This window comes from Bacillus sp. PS196 (assembly GCF_037963555.1).
GTDB classification, from domain to species: Bacteria; Bacillota; Bacilli; order Bacillales; family Bacillaceae; genus Bacillus; species Bacillus subtilis.
The window spans coordinates 1847282-1862500 of the sequence record NZ_CP150159.1 but is presented as its reverse complement, the minus strand read 5'-3'; the positions used below and the strand labels follow the sequence as shown (position 1 = coordinate 1862500).

The 15219-nt window shown below is 42.9% G+C and carries 19 protein-coding genes; 5 read left to right on the top strand and 14 right to left on the bottom strand.

From position 1 onward, the window contains the following. Positions 1-8: 8 nt before the first annotated feature. Positions 9-1271 carry a GTPase HflX gene (hflX, locus tag NST79_RS09495; protein ID WP_044052528.1) on the bottom strand — a complete coding sequence of 421 codons (1263 nt, stop codon included), beginning with the start codon at positions 1269-1271 and terminating at the stop codon, positions 9-11. Between the two features lie 132 nt (positions 1272-1403). Continuing rightward, entirely contained in the window at positions 1404-2372 is a 969-nt protein-coding gene (gene spoVK / locus NST79_RS09490) for a stage V sporulation protein K (protein WP_003231746.1), read from the bottom strand. A gap of 640 nt (positions 2373-3012) precedes the next feature. Here spoVK and cwlC point away from each other — a divergent pair. Then, on the top strand, positions 3013-3780 hold the full coding sequence (gene cwlC, locus NST79_RS09485) for a sporulation-specific N-acetylmuramoyl-L-alanine amidase (RefSeq protein WP_038429004.1): 768 nt from the start codon (positions 3013-3015) through the stop codon (positions 3778-3780). Positions 3781-3843: 63 nt separating this feature from the next. Here the strand turns inward: cwlC and NST79_RS09480 are convergent, their stop codons facing one another. From NST79_RS09480 to NST79_RS09440, 9 genes are all read right to left on the bottom strand, one after another. Continuing rightward, a complete protein-coding gene (locus tag NST79_RS09480; protein WP_212060448.1) occupies positions 3844-4464 on the bottom strand; it encodes a hypothetical protein in 621 nt (206 codons plus the stop codon). Between the two features lie 49 nt (positions 4465-4513). Further along, the gene (gene nrdF, locus NST79_RS09475; RefSeq protein ID WP_003231754.1) at positions 4514-5503 is read right to left on the bottom strand and encodes a class 1b ribonucleoside-diphosphate reductase subunit beta; all 990 of its coding nucleotides are present in this window, start codon (positions 5501-5503) and stop codon (positions 4514-4516) included. Between the two features lie 17 nt (positions 5504-5520). Then, a complete protein-coding gene (nrdE, locus tag NST79_RS09470; RefSeq protein ID WP_014479842.1) occupies positions 5521-7623 on the bottom strand; it encodes a class 1b ribonucleoside-diphosphate reductase subunit alpha in 2103 nt (700 codons plus the stop codon). Then, positions 7583-7975 (bottom strand): class Ib ribonucleoside-diphosphate reductase assembly flavoprotein NrdI, encoded by a 393-nt coding sequence (gene nrdI / locus NST79_RS09465; protein ID WP_128737875.1) that lies wholly within the window; start codon positions 7973-7975, stop codon positions 7583-7585. Before nrdI ends, nrdE begins: the two co-directional genes overlap by 41 nt. Before the next feature lie 242 nt (positions 7976-8217). Further along, positions 8218-8448 carry a hypothetical protein gene (locus NST79_RS09460; protein ID WP_003245262.1) on the bottom strand — a complete coding sequence of 77 codons (231 nt, stop codon included), beginning with the start codon at positions 8446-8448 and terminating at the stop codon, positions 8218-8220. A gap of 81 nt (positions 8449-8529) precedes the next feature. After that, positions 8530-8802: a YmzC family protein gene (locus tag NST79_RS09455; protein ID WP_014479841.1), complete on the bottom strand. Its 273-nt coding sequence runs from the start codon at positions 8800-8802 to the stop codon at positions 8530-8532. A 195-nt stretch (positions 8803-8997) separates the two neighbouring features. Then, the gene (hfq, locus tag NST79_RS09450) at positions 8998-9219 is read right to left on the bottom strand and encodes an RNA chaperone Hfq (protein ID WP_003221097.1); all 222 of its coding nucleotides are present in this window, start codon (positions 9217-9219) and stop codon (positions 8998-9000) included. 39 nt (positions 9220-9258) lie between these two features. Then, on the bottom strand, positions 9259-10203 hold the full coding sequence (gene miaA, locus NST79_RS09445; protein WP_033883779.1) for a tRNA (adenosine(37)-N6)-dimethylallyltransferase MiaA: 945 nt from the start codon (positions 10201-10203) through the stop codon (positions 9259-9261). Between the two features lie 99 nt (positions 10204-10302). Beyond that, entirely contained in the window at positions 10303-10716 is a 414-nt protein-coding gene (locus NST79_RS09440) for a YmaF family protein (RefSeq protein WP_003231769.1), read from the bottom strand. 88 nt (positions 10717-10804) lie between these two features. Between NST79_RS09440 and NST79_RS09435 the strand changes: the two genes are divergently transcribed. The 3 genes from NST79_RS09435 to ebrB all read left to right on the top strand — a co-directional run bounded on the left by NST79_RS09435 (position 10805) and on the right by ebrB (position 11901). Then, positions 10805-11080 (top strand): hypothetical protein, encoded by a 276-nt coding sequence (locus NST79_RS09435; protein WP_029317825.1) that lies wholly within the window; start codon positions 10805-10807, stop codon positions 11078-11080. Between the two features lie 136 nt (positions 11081-11216). Beyond that, positions 11217-11534: a multidrug efflux SMR transporter subunit EbrA gene (gene ebrA / locus NST79_RS09430; protein ID WP_009967307.1), complete on the top strand. Its 318-nt coding sequence runs from the start codon at positions 11217-11219 to the stop codon at positions 11532-11534. Positions 11535-11547: 13 nt separating this feature from the next. Next, positions 11548-11901 carry a multidrug efflux SMR transporter subunit EbrB gene (gene ebrB, locus NST79_RS09425; protein ID WP_003245163.1) on the top strand — a complete coding sequence of 118 codons (354 nt, stop codon included), beginning with the start codon at positions 11548-11550 and terminating at the stop codon, positions 11899-11901. 13 nt (positions 11902-11914) lie between these two features. Here ebrB and NST79_RS09420 read toward each other — a convergent pair whose 3' ends face one another. From NST79_RS09420 to NST79_RS09410, 3 genes are all read right to left on the bottom strand, one after another. Beyond that, positions 11915-12367 (bottom strand): OsmC family protein, encoded by a 453-nt coding sequence (locus tag NST79_RS09420; protein ID WP_003231775.1) that lies wholly within the window; start codon positions 12365-12367, stop codon positions 11915-11917. A 69-nt stretch (positions 12368-12436) separates the two neighbouring features. Beyond that, positions 12437-13144, bottom strand: a complete 708-nt coding sequence (locus NST79_RS09415; protein WP_003245758.1) for a poly-gamma-glutamate hydrolase family protein — start codon at positions 13142-13144, stop codon at positions 12437-12439. Between the two features lie 279 nt (positions 13145-13423). After that, positions 13424-13657, bottom strand: coding sequence for a hypothetical protein (locus NST79_RS09410; protein ID WP_014476869.1), 234 nt, complete (start codon positions 13655-13657; stop codon positions 13424-13426). Between the two features lie 224 nt (positions 13658-13881). Between NST79_RS09410 and aprX the strand changes: the two genes are divergently transcribed. After that, a complete protein-coding gene (gene aprX / locus NST79_RS09405; RefSeq protein ID WP_212060450.1) occupies positions 13882-15210 on the top strand; it encodes a S8 family peptidase in 1329 nt (442 codons plus the stop codon). The last annotated feature ends 9 nt before the right edge of the window (positions 15211-15219 follow it).

The following is a 15219-nucleotide window of genomic DNA, read 5'->3' as shown; positions in this document are numbered from 1 at the left end:
TTTCCTTCCTACATATACTTCTTTAATTCACCGATGATACTTTGCTCTTCTTGGACATAGCCGGATATGTCATACTGTTCATTTTCTTCATTAAAATAGAAGCGGTCTACCATCGTTTCCGATTTGATTCTGGAAAGGAGCTTCCCTTCACTTGCCGGCACATGTGCTTCAAAAGACGTTAACAGTTCTTGGCGCAAATAGCGCTGAATCGCTTCTTTAAAGGCTGCAGCGTCGTCCTCAAATTTCGCACTGACCATAATGTGATCCCTTCCGGCGGTCGGTATAAAATCAGGCAGTTTTTGATCACGTTTATTGTAAGCCGTCAGCATCGGGATATCATCTGCTTCAAGCTCCTCAAGCAGCCGAAGCACTGTTTTTTCATGTCCCGCATAATCCTCATTTGAAGAATCAATTAAATGCAGAATTAAATCCGCTTCTTTTACTTCCTCAAGCGTTGAGCGGAATGCAGCAATCAATGTCGTCGGAAGATCCTGAATAAATCCTACTGTATCTGAAAGAAGAACACTGTAGCCGCTTGGCAGGACCATTTTTCTGGTCATTGGATCGAGCGTGGCAAACAGGAGGTCTTCTTCATAGCTGTCAGCACTCGTCAGGCGGTTGAACCATGTTGATTTCCCTGCGTTTGTATAGCCGACAAGCGCAATTTGAAGCACACCGTTTTTCTTTCTTCTTTCACGGTATCGGCTTCTATGGCGAATGACAGTGGAAAGCTGTGTGTTGATTTCATGAATGCGATTTCTGATATGGCGGCGGTCGGTTTCCAGTTTCGTTTCCCCGGGACCTCTTGCCCCAATTCCTCCGCCTTGCCGGGAAAGGTTGATCCCTTGTCCCGTCAGACGCGGCAGTGCATATTGCAGCTGAGCCAGCTCAATTTGAAGTTTGCCTTCTCTCGTTCTCGCCCGCTTTGCAAAAATATCTAATATCAATTGCGTGCGGTCAATCATCTTCACTTCAATTGCTGTTGCCAATGACTTCAGCTGACTTGGCGACAGTTCATCATTAAAGATGAGGAGATCAGCTTCAAGCTCTTCCACGAGTGCCTTCAGCTCTTCTACCTTCCCTTTTCCTATATATGTAGCGGCGTCAGCCTTGTTCCGTTTTTGTGTGACGCTGGTCAGTACTTTTCCGTCTGCTGTTTTCGTCAGAGATGCTAGCTCTTCCATAGAATTTTCAAAATGCTCATCCGTGATATGCGGCAGCTGACATCCGACTAAAATGGCTTTCTCCTGAATCGTTTCTTGTTCGTTCAAATGGATGTTCCTTTCTTTTGCATATTGGGCAGTAGTATTATCATACCAAACCCTGCATGTGTATACCACAAATCGATTGCTTTGAAAAGCGGAAATACGAGCAAAAAACAGACCTCTCAAAAACTGAGAGGTCTATGCAGATCCAGATGCTTCTTCTTTAATGGAAAGATCTTGGCTTTTGATGGTCATCAAGTCGCTTTTTAAGTATTGGTCTCCCATTAAAAGCCTCATGGCTTGTGCTCTGATCGATTTTTCGATCACATTTCTGACAAAACGTCCATTGCTGAATTTAATGGGGCTTGTCGTGCTTTTCACTGTCATTAAGTAATCTTTCAATTTCCATTCAGCTTCTTGACTGAGCTGGTATTCCCTTTCATCGATCATTCGTTTCGCAATCTCCATGAGCTGTGTCACAGAGTAATCCGGAAAATCAATGGAGATGGGAAATCTTGATTGGAGACCGGGATTTAACGAGAGAAAATGATCCATTTCCCGTGAATATCCGGCGAGTATCAAAATAAACTCATGCTGTTTGTCTTCCATATGCTTTACAAGTGTGTCGATCGCTTCTTTCCCAAAGTCCTTTTCGCCGCCTCTTGCCAGCGAGTAGGCTTCGTCTATAAACAAAATGCCACCTAATGACTTTTTGATTAAATCTCTCGTCTTTTGGGCGGTGTGTCCGATATACTCCCCGACCAGGTCAGCCCGCTCCGCTTCTATTAAGTGGCCTTTTGACAGGACATTCATTTCAAAGAACAGCTTGCCGATGAGCCGTGCAACCGTCGTTTTTCCCGTTCCCGGATTTCCTTTAAACATCATGTGCAGCGCTTGCTTTCCAACCTTCAAGCCTTGCTCCGCGCGTTTTTGGTTCACAAAAATCCAGGCGTATATTTCCTTGATGTTGCGTTTCATTTCCTCCATCCCAACTAATGCGCTCATCTCTTTTTCGATTTCCTTCAAAATGCCGTGCTTTGCTTCGTTTTTTTGCAATGCAGCCTGATATTCCGCCTCTGCCTCAGCATTCGTCAGCACCTGCTTTTGCCCGTTCAGAATAATGTTGATCTGTCCGTTGTTTTTATAAGTCACAGCGCGCTCCAACATCTTCACCTCTCTGTTCTCTCTATATGATATTCAAGCGGATGCCGATTGTGACAAACGCCTATCATGTGTCGAAACAATTGCTTTTTTCGGGAACAATAAGGAATCCTGCGCTTTCCCGAGAAATACTTTATTTCTTATTGTATTCACGGACATGGGGTGGACAAACCATGATATTTTGTTTTTAATCATTTTGTCAGAGTATTATAGTGAGCTTCTTTCTCATTATTTTCTCCATTCGCCAATCCTTTTTTCATGCAACGGGCTGTTTTTTGTATGAAGCGTATTACCCGCCGTAAGATACCTGAAGTGTTTTTCTTTTTTTCGATTTATAAAGTGGTGTCTTTAATGAAAGGAGCTTTCCTCATCAATTTACGTTTTAAATGCTTGATTTAATATGAACGCAAAGCTTAAAACCAGCAGGAATCAGTGCAGGTTAACCGAACCCATAGTACATACAAACATATGGCGTATGCACAGATTTCATGTCGGACCGTATCTGTTGTCGCTTCATGTTGAATTGTGCGCTTTCCCGAGAAATAATTTCCGGATGTGAAAGGGTTATTTCCTCATTTTTCAGTTGAATGATAATCGTACAAGCAGAAGCCGTGTTTTTTCATATCCTGTAATGAGGTGATGAAAAATGGTTAAAATTTTTATTGATCCTGGCCATGGCGGGTCTGATCCAGGCGCAACAGGTAATGGCCTTCAGGAAAAAACGTTAACCCTGCAAATCGCTTTAGCCTTACGTACGATATTAACTAATGAATATGAAGGCGTTTCTCTGCTGCTGAGCCGGACAAGCGACCAATATGTCAGCTTAAACGACCGGACAAATGCCGCAAATAACTGGGGAGCAGATTTCTTTTTGTCCATTCACGTTAATTCCGGGGGAGGCACAGGTTTTGAAAGCTATATTTATCCAGATGTAGGAGCCCCGACGACGACTTATCAATCGGCAATTCACTCTGAAGTGATACAAGCTGTCGACTTTGCCGATCGCGGCAAAAAAACAGCGAACTTCCACGTCCTAAGGGAGTCGGCAATGCCTGCCCTCTTGACCGAGAACGGCTTCATTGATACTGTTTCCGATGCAAATAAGCTGAAAACGAGCAGTTTTATTCAAAGCTTAGCGAGAGGACATGCAAACGGGCTGGAGCAAGCCTTTAACCTTAAAAAGACTTCCAGCTCAGGGTTATATAAGGTTCAAATCGGCGCATTTAAAGTCAAAGCGAATGCCGACTCACTCGCAAGTAATGCCGAAGCCAAAGGTTTTGACTCGATTGTCCTTTTAAAGGACGGATTTTACAAAGTGCAGATTGGCGCATTTTCATCCAATGACAATGCAGACACCCTCGCTGCCAGAGCGAAAAATGCCGGCTTTGACGCTATTGTGATCCTAGAATCATAGCCGAGACTGGGACGAGCGTCTCATAAAAAAACCCGGCTCCTCATCGCGAGAAACCGGGTTTTTTTATTCAAGAATATCAACAACAAACTGTGACCATGTTTCCAGACGGTTGTAGATGTCATCCTGTTTTAATTCAGAAACTTTCATCCATTTACCCGCAATTTGTTCTTTCTCCTTCACTTCCACTTGTGCGCTAGGCTTTAATTGAAGCGCAGAAAGAATACCGATATGCACTTTGCCAACACTGTTTTCATCATCATTGATCAATCCCAGTGTGACAATCGCCTGTTTATCTTCTTCATTTATTTGCAGTTCTTCCTCAAGCTCACGGTCTGTGTTCAGCTTTAAGACTTCAGCAAATGAAGCTGCCCCTTCGATGGCGTTCATATGGCCGCCAAAACCGAGAGAAAGCTTGTTGTGCAGACGTGATTCACCGCCGCCAGCCAGCCGCTCGTAAAGAAAAACTTCATCTTCACGCTTAATGACGACATAAGGTATCGGCTGCTTGAAACGCGGATCTTCTTCTGCGTCCCCTCTTCTCATTTCACGATAGGCCGCTTCAATCTGAGCCATGATTTCGGCTACTCTGCTATCTTCACTGTACACGCCCTGGAAGGTTAAGCTTTCTTTTTTAAACACATCATCGCGCGGGGCAACTAAAATCATTTCGTCCATTTTTCCCATGGGTACTGCGTCCTCCTCATTTGAACCTTCAAGCCGAAAAGAGCAGATATTATATCTGCTCTTTTTCATCTTCAAAATAAAAGTCATCATCTTTGAGCGGCTCAACTGTCGCTTTTTTATAGCCATTCCCCTTCATAGAGAAGAAGTCATGCGATTTTGTTTTTGTGTTTAATCCGTTTAAAACGATCGGATTAATGTCTTCCTCTTCGAAGTATGGATCAAATCCAAGATTCATCAGCGCTTTATTCGCATTATAGCGGATGAATTTCTTTACATCGTGTGAGAGTCCGACTTGATCGTACAAGTCCTCTGTATACTCAAGCTCATTTTCATATAACTGATTCAGAAGGTCAATCGCAAATTCACGAAGCTCTGCTTTTTTCTCTTCTGTCTGTTTATTATAAATTTCCTGAGCAAGGAGACCGACATACACGCCGTGAATCGCTTCGTCACGAAGGATCAGGTTAATGATCTCACCGCTTTGCATCAGTTTTCCTTGTCCGTAGAAATATAACGGATAATAGAAACCGCTGTAGAAAAGGAAGCTTTCCAGATAGACGGAAGCAACCATGGCTTTGAACAGTGAAATTTCATCATCTTTTTGAATGGCTTTGTAAAGCCCGACAATCATTTGCGCTTTTTTCTGCAAATATTTATTTTGTTTAACCCATTCAAATACTTCATTGATCGTTTCAGTCGGTGCAAGGGTCATGAAAATATTAGAGTACGACTTCGCATGGACAGCGTTCTCCATCATCGCCATAAAGTTCAGCACCGCTTTCCGCTGGTGGCCGTCTACGTGTTCAGCCACGATCGGCATCCCCGTATTCCCCTGCTCTGTATCAAGAAGCGTAAGTCCGGCCAGTACCTTCATATAAGTGTCCTGCTCATTTTTTCCGAGGTACTTCCATGTGAGGAGATCGCCGTTTAAAGCAATCTCTTCCGGAAGCCAGAACTGTTTCACGTTTTGGTTATAGAACATTTGGGTAAAATCGTCTTCATGCTTTGACCAGTTTGCTGCGTCATAAATTTTTGTCACTATAAACTCTCCTTTAATCAAACAACACAAGAAAGGCAGCTGTCTTGCCCAGTATCTTTCGTTCTTGCATAGTAAATGGTTTTAATACCTCTATGATGTGCATACAGATCGATTCGGTTTAAATCACGGGTCGTCATTGTGTCTTTTAAGAACAATGTAAAGCTGATTCCCTGATCAATGTGCTGCTGGATAGTGGCGATCATATCCACAACCTTGAACATATCCATATCGTAGGCTTCTTTATAGAAGAACCAGTTATTAGATGCAAGCCCAGGCATTGGGTAGTACGTTTTTGAGTTGCCGTATGTTCGTTCTTCAATGCGTTCCATAATCGGCATAACAGACGCCGTACTTGATTGAACGTATGAGATAGAGCCTGTCGGCGCAATGCATAATCTGTAGCTGTGATACATACCGTGTTCAGCCACAAATGCTTTTAGCTTTTTCCAGTCCTCTGTCGTCGGGATATGCATACCTTCAAACAGATTAGCTATTTTTTCATATTTCGGTGAGAAATCAGTAGAAACGTATTTGTCAAAGTATTCACCTGTCGCATAGGTTGAGCCTTCATATTGATCAAACGTTTCACCCTTCTCTTTTGCGATTTCCGCAGAACGCTGGATGGAGTAGAAGTTCACCATCATAAAGAACGTGTTTGCAAAGTCACGCGCTTCCGGACTTTCATACGCAATGCCGTTTTGCGCAAGGTAGCCGTGAAGGTTCATAGCACCGAGGCCGATTGATTTCATCGCTTTGTTTGCCCGTCTTACAGCAGGCGCATTACGGATGTCAGTTGTTTCAGACACGTGTGTTAAAGAGTCTGTCGCAAGCTTGACTGTCTTTTCGATTGATTTATGCTCCATGACATTTAGAATGTTAAGCGAACCCAGGTTGCAGGAAATATCCAGACCGATTTCATCTTCTTCATCATAGTCTGTGTATGAAGAAACTTGAGATGCCTGCAGCACTTCAGAGCAAAGGTTAGAAAATTTGACCTTGGAAATATGGTTATTCGCATGCACTTTATTGACGTTATCTTGGAACATGATGTATGGATAGCCTGATTCAGAACGAAGCATCGCCAATTTTTCAAGCAGTTTCCGCGGGTTGATTTTTTCCTTTTTCACCCGAGGGTTGTCGACAAACTTGTCGTACATTTCGTTCATGTCCATCTCATCCATGTGCTGGCCGTACTCTTTATAAATCGTGTGCGGGTAGAATACATAAGCCGCTTTGTCCTCGCGTGCAAGCTCAACGAACTTATCCGGAATGACAACACCGATCGAAAGCGTTTTGACACGCACATCTTCATCCGCAGAAATCTTTTTCGTATCAAGAAAATCATTGATATCGCGGTGGAAAATGTTTAAATACGCCGCGCCGGACCCTTGTCTTTGTCCCATTTGGTCAGCATAACGGAACGCGTTATCAAGAAGCTTCATGACGCCTACAACGCCTTTTGTGGCATTTTCAACATCTTTAATGGCTTCACCTTTCGCGCGAAGCTTGGACAGGTTAAGAGAAACCCCGCCGCCAAGCTTAGAAAGCTGCATGGAGATATCGATCGCTCTTGAAATGTCATTTAAGGAATCATTGACTTCCAGCAAGAAGCAGCTCACAAGTTCACCGCGGCGTTTTCTGCCGGCGTTCAGAAATGTCGGTGTGCTCGGCTGATATTCTTGATTGATCATCAGGTTTACATATTCTTTTGCTTTCTCAGTGTCGCCGTTAGCGAAGAACAGCGCAACAATTGAGATCCGGTCCTCATAACGCTCGAGGATTTTTTTCTTGTCATTCGTTTTCAAAGCATAGTCATTATAGAATTTAAACGCACTCATGAAGGAAGGAAAACGAAACTTCTTAGCGTAAGCTGTCTTAAACACTTCTTTAATGTCTTCAAAAGAATAAAGGCTTAAGAATTCCTCTTCGTAGTATTGGTTTTCAACCAAATAATCCAGCTTCTCTTTTAAATCGTGAAAGAAGACTGTGTTTTGATTGATATAATCTACAAAATAGCTATGTACAGCCTCTTTATCCTTGTCAAACTGGAATTTTCCATCTTTTTGGATCATGATTTCGTTATTTAACTGGATCCATTTTGGCACTTGATTTTGTGACAACTCTTTCTACCTCCTGAGTAAACAATTCAACGTCTTTAGATGTGCCGCTGAGTTCAAATTTGTGCAAGATCGGCACCTGATATTGTCTTGAAATGGTATCGGCGCTTTTTGCAAAGTTATCGCCCCATACTTTGTTGCCGCTCGCAGCGACTCCTAATAAGAGATGGGCGTATTTTTCGAGAAATGATTGTGTTGATGCCGGTACCTGGCCGAAGTTTGTCGTGTAGGTGACCAAAACAAACGGAGTGTCCACGTGGTCCATTTCGTCCACCTTGCGTATCTGATGAAAGCCTGTTTTATTCACAAACCGCTGAACATTCCCTGTTTTCGAATCAAATATGATTTGTACCACGTTTTATCACGACCTATCAAAAAATATGAATCTCTCATCACTAACACTATATATAGTATACTACCCTCTAGCAAAAACACAATATATAGATTCGTTTTTATGAAAAATTCATATTTTGATCAAATCAGGCAAATGGACAGACTCATTAGGGCCCAAAAAAGAGAGCAGAACGAGAATCATCTCTCGTCCTACTCGGGGTGTCGTTTTTAGCCGATGTATATCATAACATGAAAAAAAACTGCTTAGTAGTCTAGATTTTTTTTTCTTAAGCTATCACAGCATTTTTCGCTCTCTACTGTTTCTTCTATTTCAACATCCGCGCCGATCTCTTCTAAAACCGCCTTCAAAGCAGTGATAATTGACGCTTCTCTGATTAATTCTTTTCCGTTCACAATGATACTTGTTCCGTATTCATAGCAAGAATCATCTTCGCAAATTTCTTCCCAATGATTCACGATCACTTTATGCTTCATGTTTTCACCCTCTGTTTGATCTGTGTCTGTATTTAGTTTAGCGGCTGGCATCCGCTTTGTAAATTCGAATGCTTGTGAATTTTATTCAAGCTCATCATCCGCGTATTCTTTCTTCAGCTTTACCTCATTGCGGGACTCATTATACTCATAAATTTTGATATAGCCGTCCTCCATCACGCCAAAATGGTTATGTTCAAGTGGAAACGAGGTGGGCTGAGGCGTTTCATAGTCTGAATTGCCGCTGTCTGTTTCAATAATGGTATCTTGATTCCCGCACGCCCCGAACAGTAAAAAGACAGCTATCCATACAAGTGCAATCCTGATTCGTCTCAGTTCTGCTTCACTTTCAAACAAGGTCGATCACCCCCAAATTCATTTTATACATAATATACCATTTTCACTTCCGTATGTTGTTCTCATAAAAAAAGACCGTGCCTTGGCATGGTCAGCTTACACAAAAAGCTTGGAGCAAAAGTGGATGCATGTTAAAAATGGCCACCGGGAACCCCCGGCAGCCTTTCCTCATGTCTTGACATGGCATTTTTTGATCTATTCGAGTTCAAGCTGGACGTTTTTTTGCGGCGCAAACGTTGAGATCGCATGTTTATATATAAGCTGCTGCTTACCTTCCGATTCCAACAATACGGTAAAGTTATCAAAGCCTTTCACCTGGCCCCGCAACTGAAAGCCGTTCAGCAAAAAAACAGTGACATACGTATTTTCTTTCCGGATTTGATTCAAAAACTGATCCTGAATATTAATCGGTTTCATGTTTCGTCCTCCTTGATTCTCTATATCATACAGTTTCGATTAAAGTTCGAGTTTTCCTGCTATATGTGTGAAAATTTCCTTTTTTTTCAGCTCCATATCAACAGGCGGTGTCATATCGAACCATGTGACCTGCATTTTGTTGCGAAACCACGTCAGCTGGCGTTTCGCATACCGCCTCGAGTTCTGCTTTAGCTGTTCGACAGCATCGGAAAGTGTCACAAAACCGTCAAAATATGCATACAGCTCTTTATAGCCTATCGCCTGTATTGATTGACAGTCTCTCACGTTCTTGTCGTATAAGCGTTTCACTTCCGGAAGAAGGCCTGACTCCATCATCAAATCGACCCGCTGATTAATTCTTTCGTAAAGCGTGTCTCTATCCATTGTCAAGCCAATTAACACTGCATTGTACAGAAGTTCTCGTTTTTGTTCCTTCAAATGCTGGGACATCGTTTTTCCGGACGTATGTAAAATTTCCAGTGCGCGAATGACTCTTCTTGTATTATTCGGATGAATCGCAGCTGCTGCCTCGGGATCTGCTGCAGCAAGTTTGGCATGAAGAAAGTCAGCGCCTTCCCGCTCAGCGGCCATTTGCATGCTCTCTCGAAACACGGGATCATTTGCTTCTTCCGTAAATGTATAATCGTAAAGCACAGATTGTATATAAAGCCCTGTACCGCCGACAATCACCGGAAGCTTTCCTCTATTTGCAATCTCGCTGATTTTATTTCTTACTAAGCTTTGATAATCGGCAGTAGAGAAAGAGTCTTGGGGATCTAAAATGTCAATCAGATGATGGGGCACTCCCTCCATCTCCTGTTCGGTAATTTTAGCTGTTCCAATATCCATCCCTTTATAAATCTGCATCGAATCTCCGCTGATAATTTCCGCGTTTAAGGATTTGGCTAGCTGAATACTTAAATTGGTTTTCCCCACTGCCGTCGGTCCGACTAAAATGACAACGGGCTGCTTCGTATTATTCAATATGTATCACTCTCTTTTATAAATCTCCCCCCATTATAGCATTCAACATGGACAACCACCTATCCATTTTGCCCTTTTTTTGCATCGGTAAACATCCTTCTACCAGCCGAGCGGCTCATTGCCGACAATTTCCCTTGTCTTTCCTTTCAGGGTATGACGATGCGTTTTTCTTCTGTCATCTCCGGGATCGTACACAACCCCTCCGTACTGGATCTCAATCGGCTCGTTATAGGCCAGATACGTCGTTTCTTCGATTTCATGATAATGTGTGCCATCTGCTAAGGGAATCGCCGGCCCTGAGATTCCGTAATACCGATGAAAATGGCCGTTTTCAAATGAAGTGATCCCTGTATAGTAATGTGTATGCTGATCGGTATTTGATCCGTTTGCCGGCTGAGTAAACCCTTCAATGAGATGATAATGGCCCTGTTCTCTCGTTGTTTTGACATGATAGGCATGTGCGTGGGGCGGTGCTTTTGACCAGTCAGACTGATACAGGCCCAATGTGTTCACATCCTCCTTTTTCTCGATTCGCCCAATCAAATCCGGGCAGGGTGAATACACTGCATCATCTACACTTTATTACAGGAGGAAAGAAAACATGAACGAGTTAGAGCATTTCAGCCCTGAAGATACAAGAATATTTGGAAGACCGTTCGGATTCGGGAGACCATTTGGGTTTGGAAGACCGTTCGGGTTCGGTTACGGGTTTGGAAGACCCGGATTTGGTTATGGGTTTGGCCGGCCATTCGGATTTTTTGGAGGACCGTTTATCGGCGGCCTTGCAGGCGGGCTTATAGGAAGCGCTTTATTTAATCCTTATTTTTATGGCGGATACCCCTATTATCCGTATGCCCCGTTCCCTTATTATTATTAAACGCAAAAGGCCCCTTAAAAAGGGGTCTTTTTAAGTGTGTGAAAATGAATCTCTTGACTCATACATAGGCATACACTAATATTTTTCTAGCTGAAGTTTTTTTTCTAATCTAAAAATATAGTGAGGAGAATTCATGATGTTGATAGGATATATATTCCTCACGATTGCCATATGTTCGGAATCGATAGGAGCAGCCATGCTGAAAGTATCTGATGGCTTCAAAAAGTGGAAGCCAAGTGCTTTGGTCGTTATTGGCTATTCCCTCGCCTTTTATATGCTGTCCCTGACTTTAAACCATATTCCCCTGAGCCTCTCCTATGCGACTTGGAGCGGGGCAGGCACGGTGCTGACGACAGTGATCGGAGTAAAATGGTTCAAGGAAGATCTGAATGCCAAAGGGCTTATCGGGATTCTTTTATTACTATCAGGGGTCGTGTTACTTAATTGGCCGTAAAGGAGTGATGAAGATGAGAGGATTGCTTTATTTGGCTCTCGCCATTGTATCTGAAGTGTTTGGGAGCACGATGTTGAAGCTTTCAGAAGGATTTACACAAGCCTGGCCCATTGCCGGAGTCATAGTCGGATTTCTTTCTGCTTTTACGTTTCTAAGCTTTTCTTTAAAAACAATTGACTTATCAAGCGCGTATGCAACATGGTCGGGCGTTGGTACCGCGCTTACAGCAATTGTCGGGTTTTTGCTTTTTGGCGAAACCATCAGTTTAAAAGGTGTATTCGGTCTCACGCTTGTCATTGCAGGCGTGGTCGTGCTAAATCAATCGAAAGCCCACGCTGAAGATAAAAAACAGACGGCCTGTGAGTGACCGTCTGTTTTCTTTATTCTCCACCCAGTTTCACAGAGGCTTCAAGCTGCAGCTCGACATTTCCTTGAATTGCACGCGAAATCATGCATGACGACTCCGCTTTTTTACAAAGCTTGTGCGCCAATGCGACGTCGTCTTGTGAAGCATCATGTTTAAGCACGACAGAGGGACGGTGAATGATCTTTTTGTATGTAAAGACTCCTTTTGTGACGTCGACAATGCCTTCTGACTCCATCTGTAAGTCTTCTTTTTCCAGCCCGCTTCTCTCCATCATCGCTGCAAGTGTAATAATGTAACAGGTCGCTGCCGCCCCGAGAAGCATTTCATCTGGGTTGGTCCCTTCTCCCGGGCCATCCATTTCTTTAGGAATGGAAATCGATGTGATCAGGTTTCCGCTTTCGATCGTACCGACATCATTACGGTTACCCGGCCAGTTCGCTTTTAAATAAAAATGATGATCTGCCATTGTTTTGCCTCCTTTTTTATCCTATTTCAGTCTACTGATCTTCTCTTATTTTGTCTTCTGATCTGCTTGTTACGAATACTCTTTTTCCAGGACACCTTTGATCGCACTGACATAAGCATAAAATTCACTGTTCTTTGTGTATTTTCTATTTTTATAATAAAAATCATCAAAAAATGCTTCTCTCTGCTCACGGCTGATTTCCAGCTGGATACTTAGCCCCGTTTCCCCTTGGTTATTAATGTTTTCGGCATTCAATCCAGCAAGACCGCTTTTAGACGACGCTAACTCAGCGGAAAACCCTCTCCGCTCAAGGGCTCTCACAATCATTTTCGCCCGCTTTCGGTCTGTTCCCCCTACAAGGGTATTCTTGTTCTCTCCTTTATATCCGTGAAAAGCCACCACATATTGATGCTCCTTGATTTTCTTTTTTGCCAATGGCTCATCAAAGTTGGTGCTTGTAATGTGCAGTGTTTGGTTATCATGGGACTTCAACCCTTCAAATAGGTATGTAGAGTATTCATTATTGAAATAACGCACAAGCTCACTTACTCCGCCTTCAATTCTTCCGCCATGCGGAGACATAATTAAGACTTTGCTTCCTTTTTTCTCATTATATGAAATATCGTAATCGGCTGGGCTCTCATTCTCTGCCAAGCTGCTGAAATTTGAATATGTATCTGGCTGATTTGATGGTTCTGGTTCCAATGAGTAATGAACATATCTCAAGAACAAGACAATGGCTAAGACTAATATGACATTTAGTAAAAATCTTCTCATGTTTAACTCCTTTCATAAGAATGGCGCGGTTCATTATATGAGGTTTAGCCAATAGGTTTTATCTTACCATTGTATACACAATATCATCAGTGAAAAAGTTCCCGGTTTCAAAAAATCAATTGATTGTCACGGTTATTAGCGGTTCATTTCAAATAAGAGTGAAAAAAGGTTGAGAGGAAAGACAAAAAAGGTAGGAACAACCTCACTTGGCAAATAAATGTATATAGGTTTAAGGAGGGTTTTAGTAACAGGCTGCCCGGTTGCTGAGACGGACAGCTGTTACCGGCCTGCAGAATAGAGATTTTGCTTATTTGTTCTCACAAAATCACAGGAGAGGATAGAGTCCAATAAAAATGTTCTGATCTGTTGTTTCGAAAAACAAAATGCTTTGATTTTCGTTTTGCTTTTCTGTCTCACAATAATCGTTCTTTTACTAATCGTTCCGTCTTTCTTCATATATATAATGCTGATTGGCATTTGGCTTTCCAAAGATCGGTGCAAGTAGAAATTCATACGGTTGCTCTCCCCTTCCCAGTTTGATATGATCACATTATAATACGAACAAACGTTCCTTTTCAATCCCCAATGATTTCCTCAGCTTCTGAATCTATCGTATCTAATGCGAAAGATTCAGAAAAACAAACTCTTGTCTGTCTCTTACAGAGGACAAACAAACTTACCAAACCTATCATCTGTTCATAGAGTATACAGAGAACCTTATAATAGGAGGAAAATACATGTTTGGGTACTCTATGGTACAAATGGTGAGAGCAAATGCTCACAAGCTAGATTGGCCGTTACGGGAAACCGTATTGCAACTTTACAAGCCCTTCAAATGGACTCCTTGCTTCTTGCATAAATTTTTCGAAACCAAATTGCAAAACAGAAAAAAAATGTCAGTCATTATCGAATTTGAGGAAGGCTGTCACGAGACCGGCTTTCAAATGGCTGGAGAGGTGCTGCAAAAAGAAAAACGCAGCAAGCTAAAAAGCCGCTTCAACAAAATCAACTGCTGCAGCGCCGAGGTTACTCCTTCAGCATTACATTCCCTTCTCTCTGAATGCAGCAATATCCGTAAAGTGTATTTAAACCGCGAAGTCAAAGCGCTTTTAGACACGGCAACCGAAGCAAGCCATGCGAAGGAAGTCGTCAGAAACGGGCAAACCCTGACAGGAAAAGGTGTTACTGTCGCTGTTGTCGATACAGGAATCTACCCGCATCCTGATCTAGAAGGAAGAATTATCGGATTCGCGGACATGGTCAATCAAAAAACAGAGCCGTACGATGATAATGGTCATGGCACACACTGTGCAGGTGATGTCGCAAGCAGCGGTGCATCCTCTTCCGGTCAATACCGCGGACCTGCACCGGAAGCCAATCTCATCGGCGTAAAGGTATTAAACAAGCAGGGTTCAGGAACGTTAGCAGATATTATAGAGGGTGTTGAGTGGTGTATTCAATACAATGAGGACAACCCCGATGAACCGATTGATATTATGAGCATGTCGCTCGGGGGCGATGCCCTTAGATATGATCATGAACAGGAAGATCCGTTAGTCAGAGCGGTTGAAGAAGCGTGGAACGCAGGGATTGTCGTCTGTGTCGCTGCCGGAAACTCAGGCCCTGATTCGCAGACCATTGCAAGCCCGGGCGTGAGCGAAAAGGTGATTACAGTAGGTGCGCTTGACGATAACAATACTGCAAGCAGCGATGATGATACTGTCGCTTCCTTCTCAAGCCGCGGCCCGACAGTATATGGGAAAGAAAAGCCCGATATTTTAGCGCCGGGTGTTAATATTATTTCCCTTCGCTCTCCGAATTCTTATATTGATAAGCTCCAAAAGTCAAGCCGTGTAGGGTCTCAGTACTTTACAATGTCAGGAACCTCGATGGCAACACCGATTTGCGCAGGAATCGCAGCTTTAATTCTTCAGCACAACCCGGATCTTACCCCTGATGAAGTAAAAGAGCTTTTGAAAAACGGCACGGACAAATGGAAAGATGAAGATCCGAATGTGTACGGAGCGGGCGCTGTCAACGCAGAAAATTCCGTTCCCGGCCAATAAACATCATCA

Excerpts from the sequence above, each read along its gene's own strand:
- NST79_RS09415 (WP_003245758.1), bottom strand. The coding sequence starts at position 13,144 with ATGAGAAGATTTTTACTAAATGTCATATTAGTCTTAGCCATTGTCTTG.
- cwlC (WP_038429004.1), top strand. The coding sequence starts at position 3,013 with ATGGTTAAAATTTTTATTGATCCTGGCCATGGCGGGTCTGATCCAGGC.
- ebrB (WP_003245163.1), top strand. The coding sequence starts at position 11,548 with ATGAGAGGATTGCTTTATTTGGCTCTCGCCATTGTATCTGAAGTGTTT.
- NST79_RS09460 (WP_003245262.1), bottom strand. The coding sequence starts at position 8,448 with ATGAAGCATAAAGTGATCGTGAATCATTGGGAAGAAATTTGCGAAGAT.
- spoVK (WP_003231746.1), bottom strand. The coding sequence starts at position 2,372 with ATGTTGGAGCGCGCTGTGACTTATAAAAACAACGGACAGATCAACATT.
- NST79_RS09420 (WP_003231775.1), bottom strand. The coding sequence starts at position 12,367 with ATGGCAGATCATCATTTTTATTTAAAAGCGAACTGGCCGGGTAACCGT.
- NST79_RS09410 (WP_014476869.1), bottom strand. The coding sequence starts at position 13,657 with ATGAATTTCTACTTGCACCGATCTTTGGAAAGCCAAATGCCAATCAGC.
- ebrA (WP_009967307.1), top strand. The coding sequence starts at position 11,217 with ATGTTGATAGGATATATATTCCTCACGATTGCCATATGTTCGGAATCG.
- NST79_RS09480 (WP_212060448.1), bottom strand. The coding sequence starts at position 4,464 with ATGGGAAAAATGGACGAAATGATTTTAGTTGCCCCGCGCGATGATGTG.
- NST79_RS09435 (WP_029317825.1), top strand. The coding sequence starts at position 10,805 with ATGAACGAGTTAGAGCATTTCAGCCCTGAAGATACAAGAATATTTGGA.
- aprX (WP_212060450.1), top strand. The coding sequence starts at position 13,882 with ATGTTTGGGTACTCTATGGTACAAATGGTGAGAGCAAATGCTCACAAG.
- hfq (WP_003221097.1), bottom strand. The coding sequence starts at position 9,219 with ATGAAACCGATTAATATTCAGGATCAGTTTTTGAATCAAATCCGGAAA.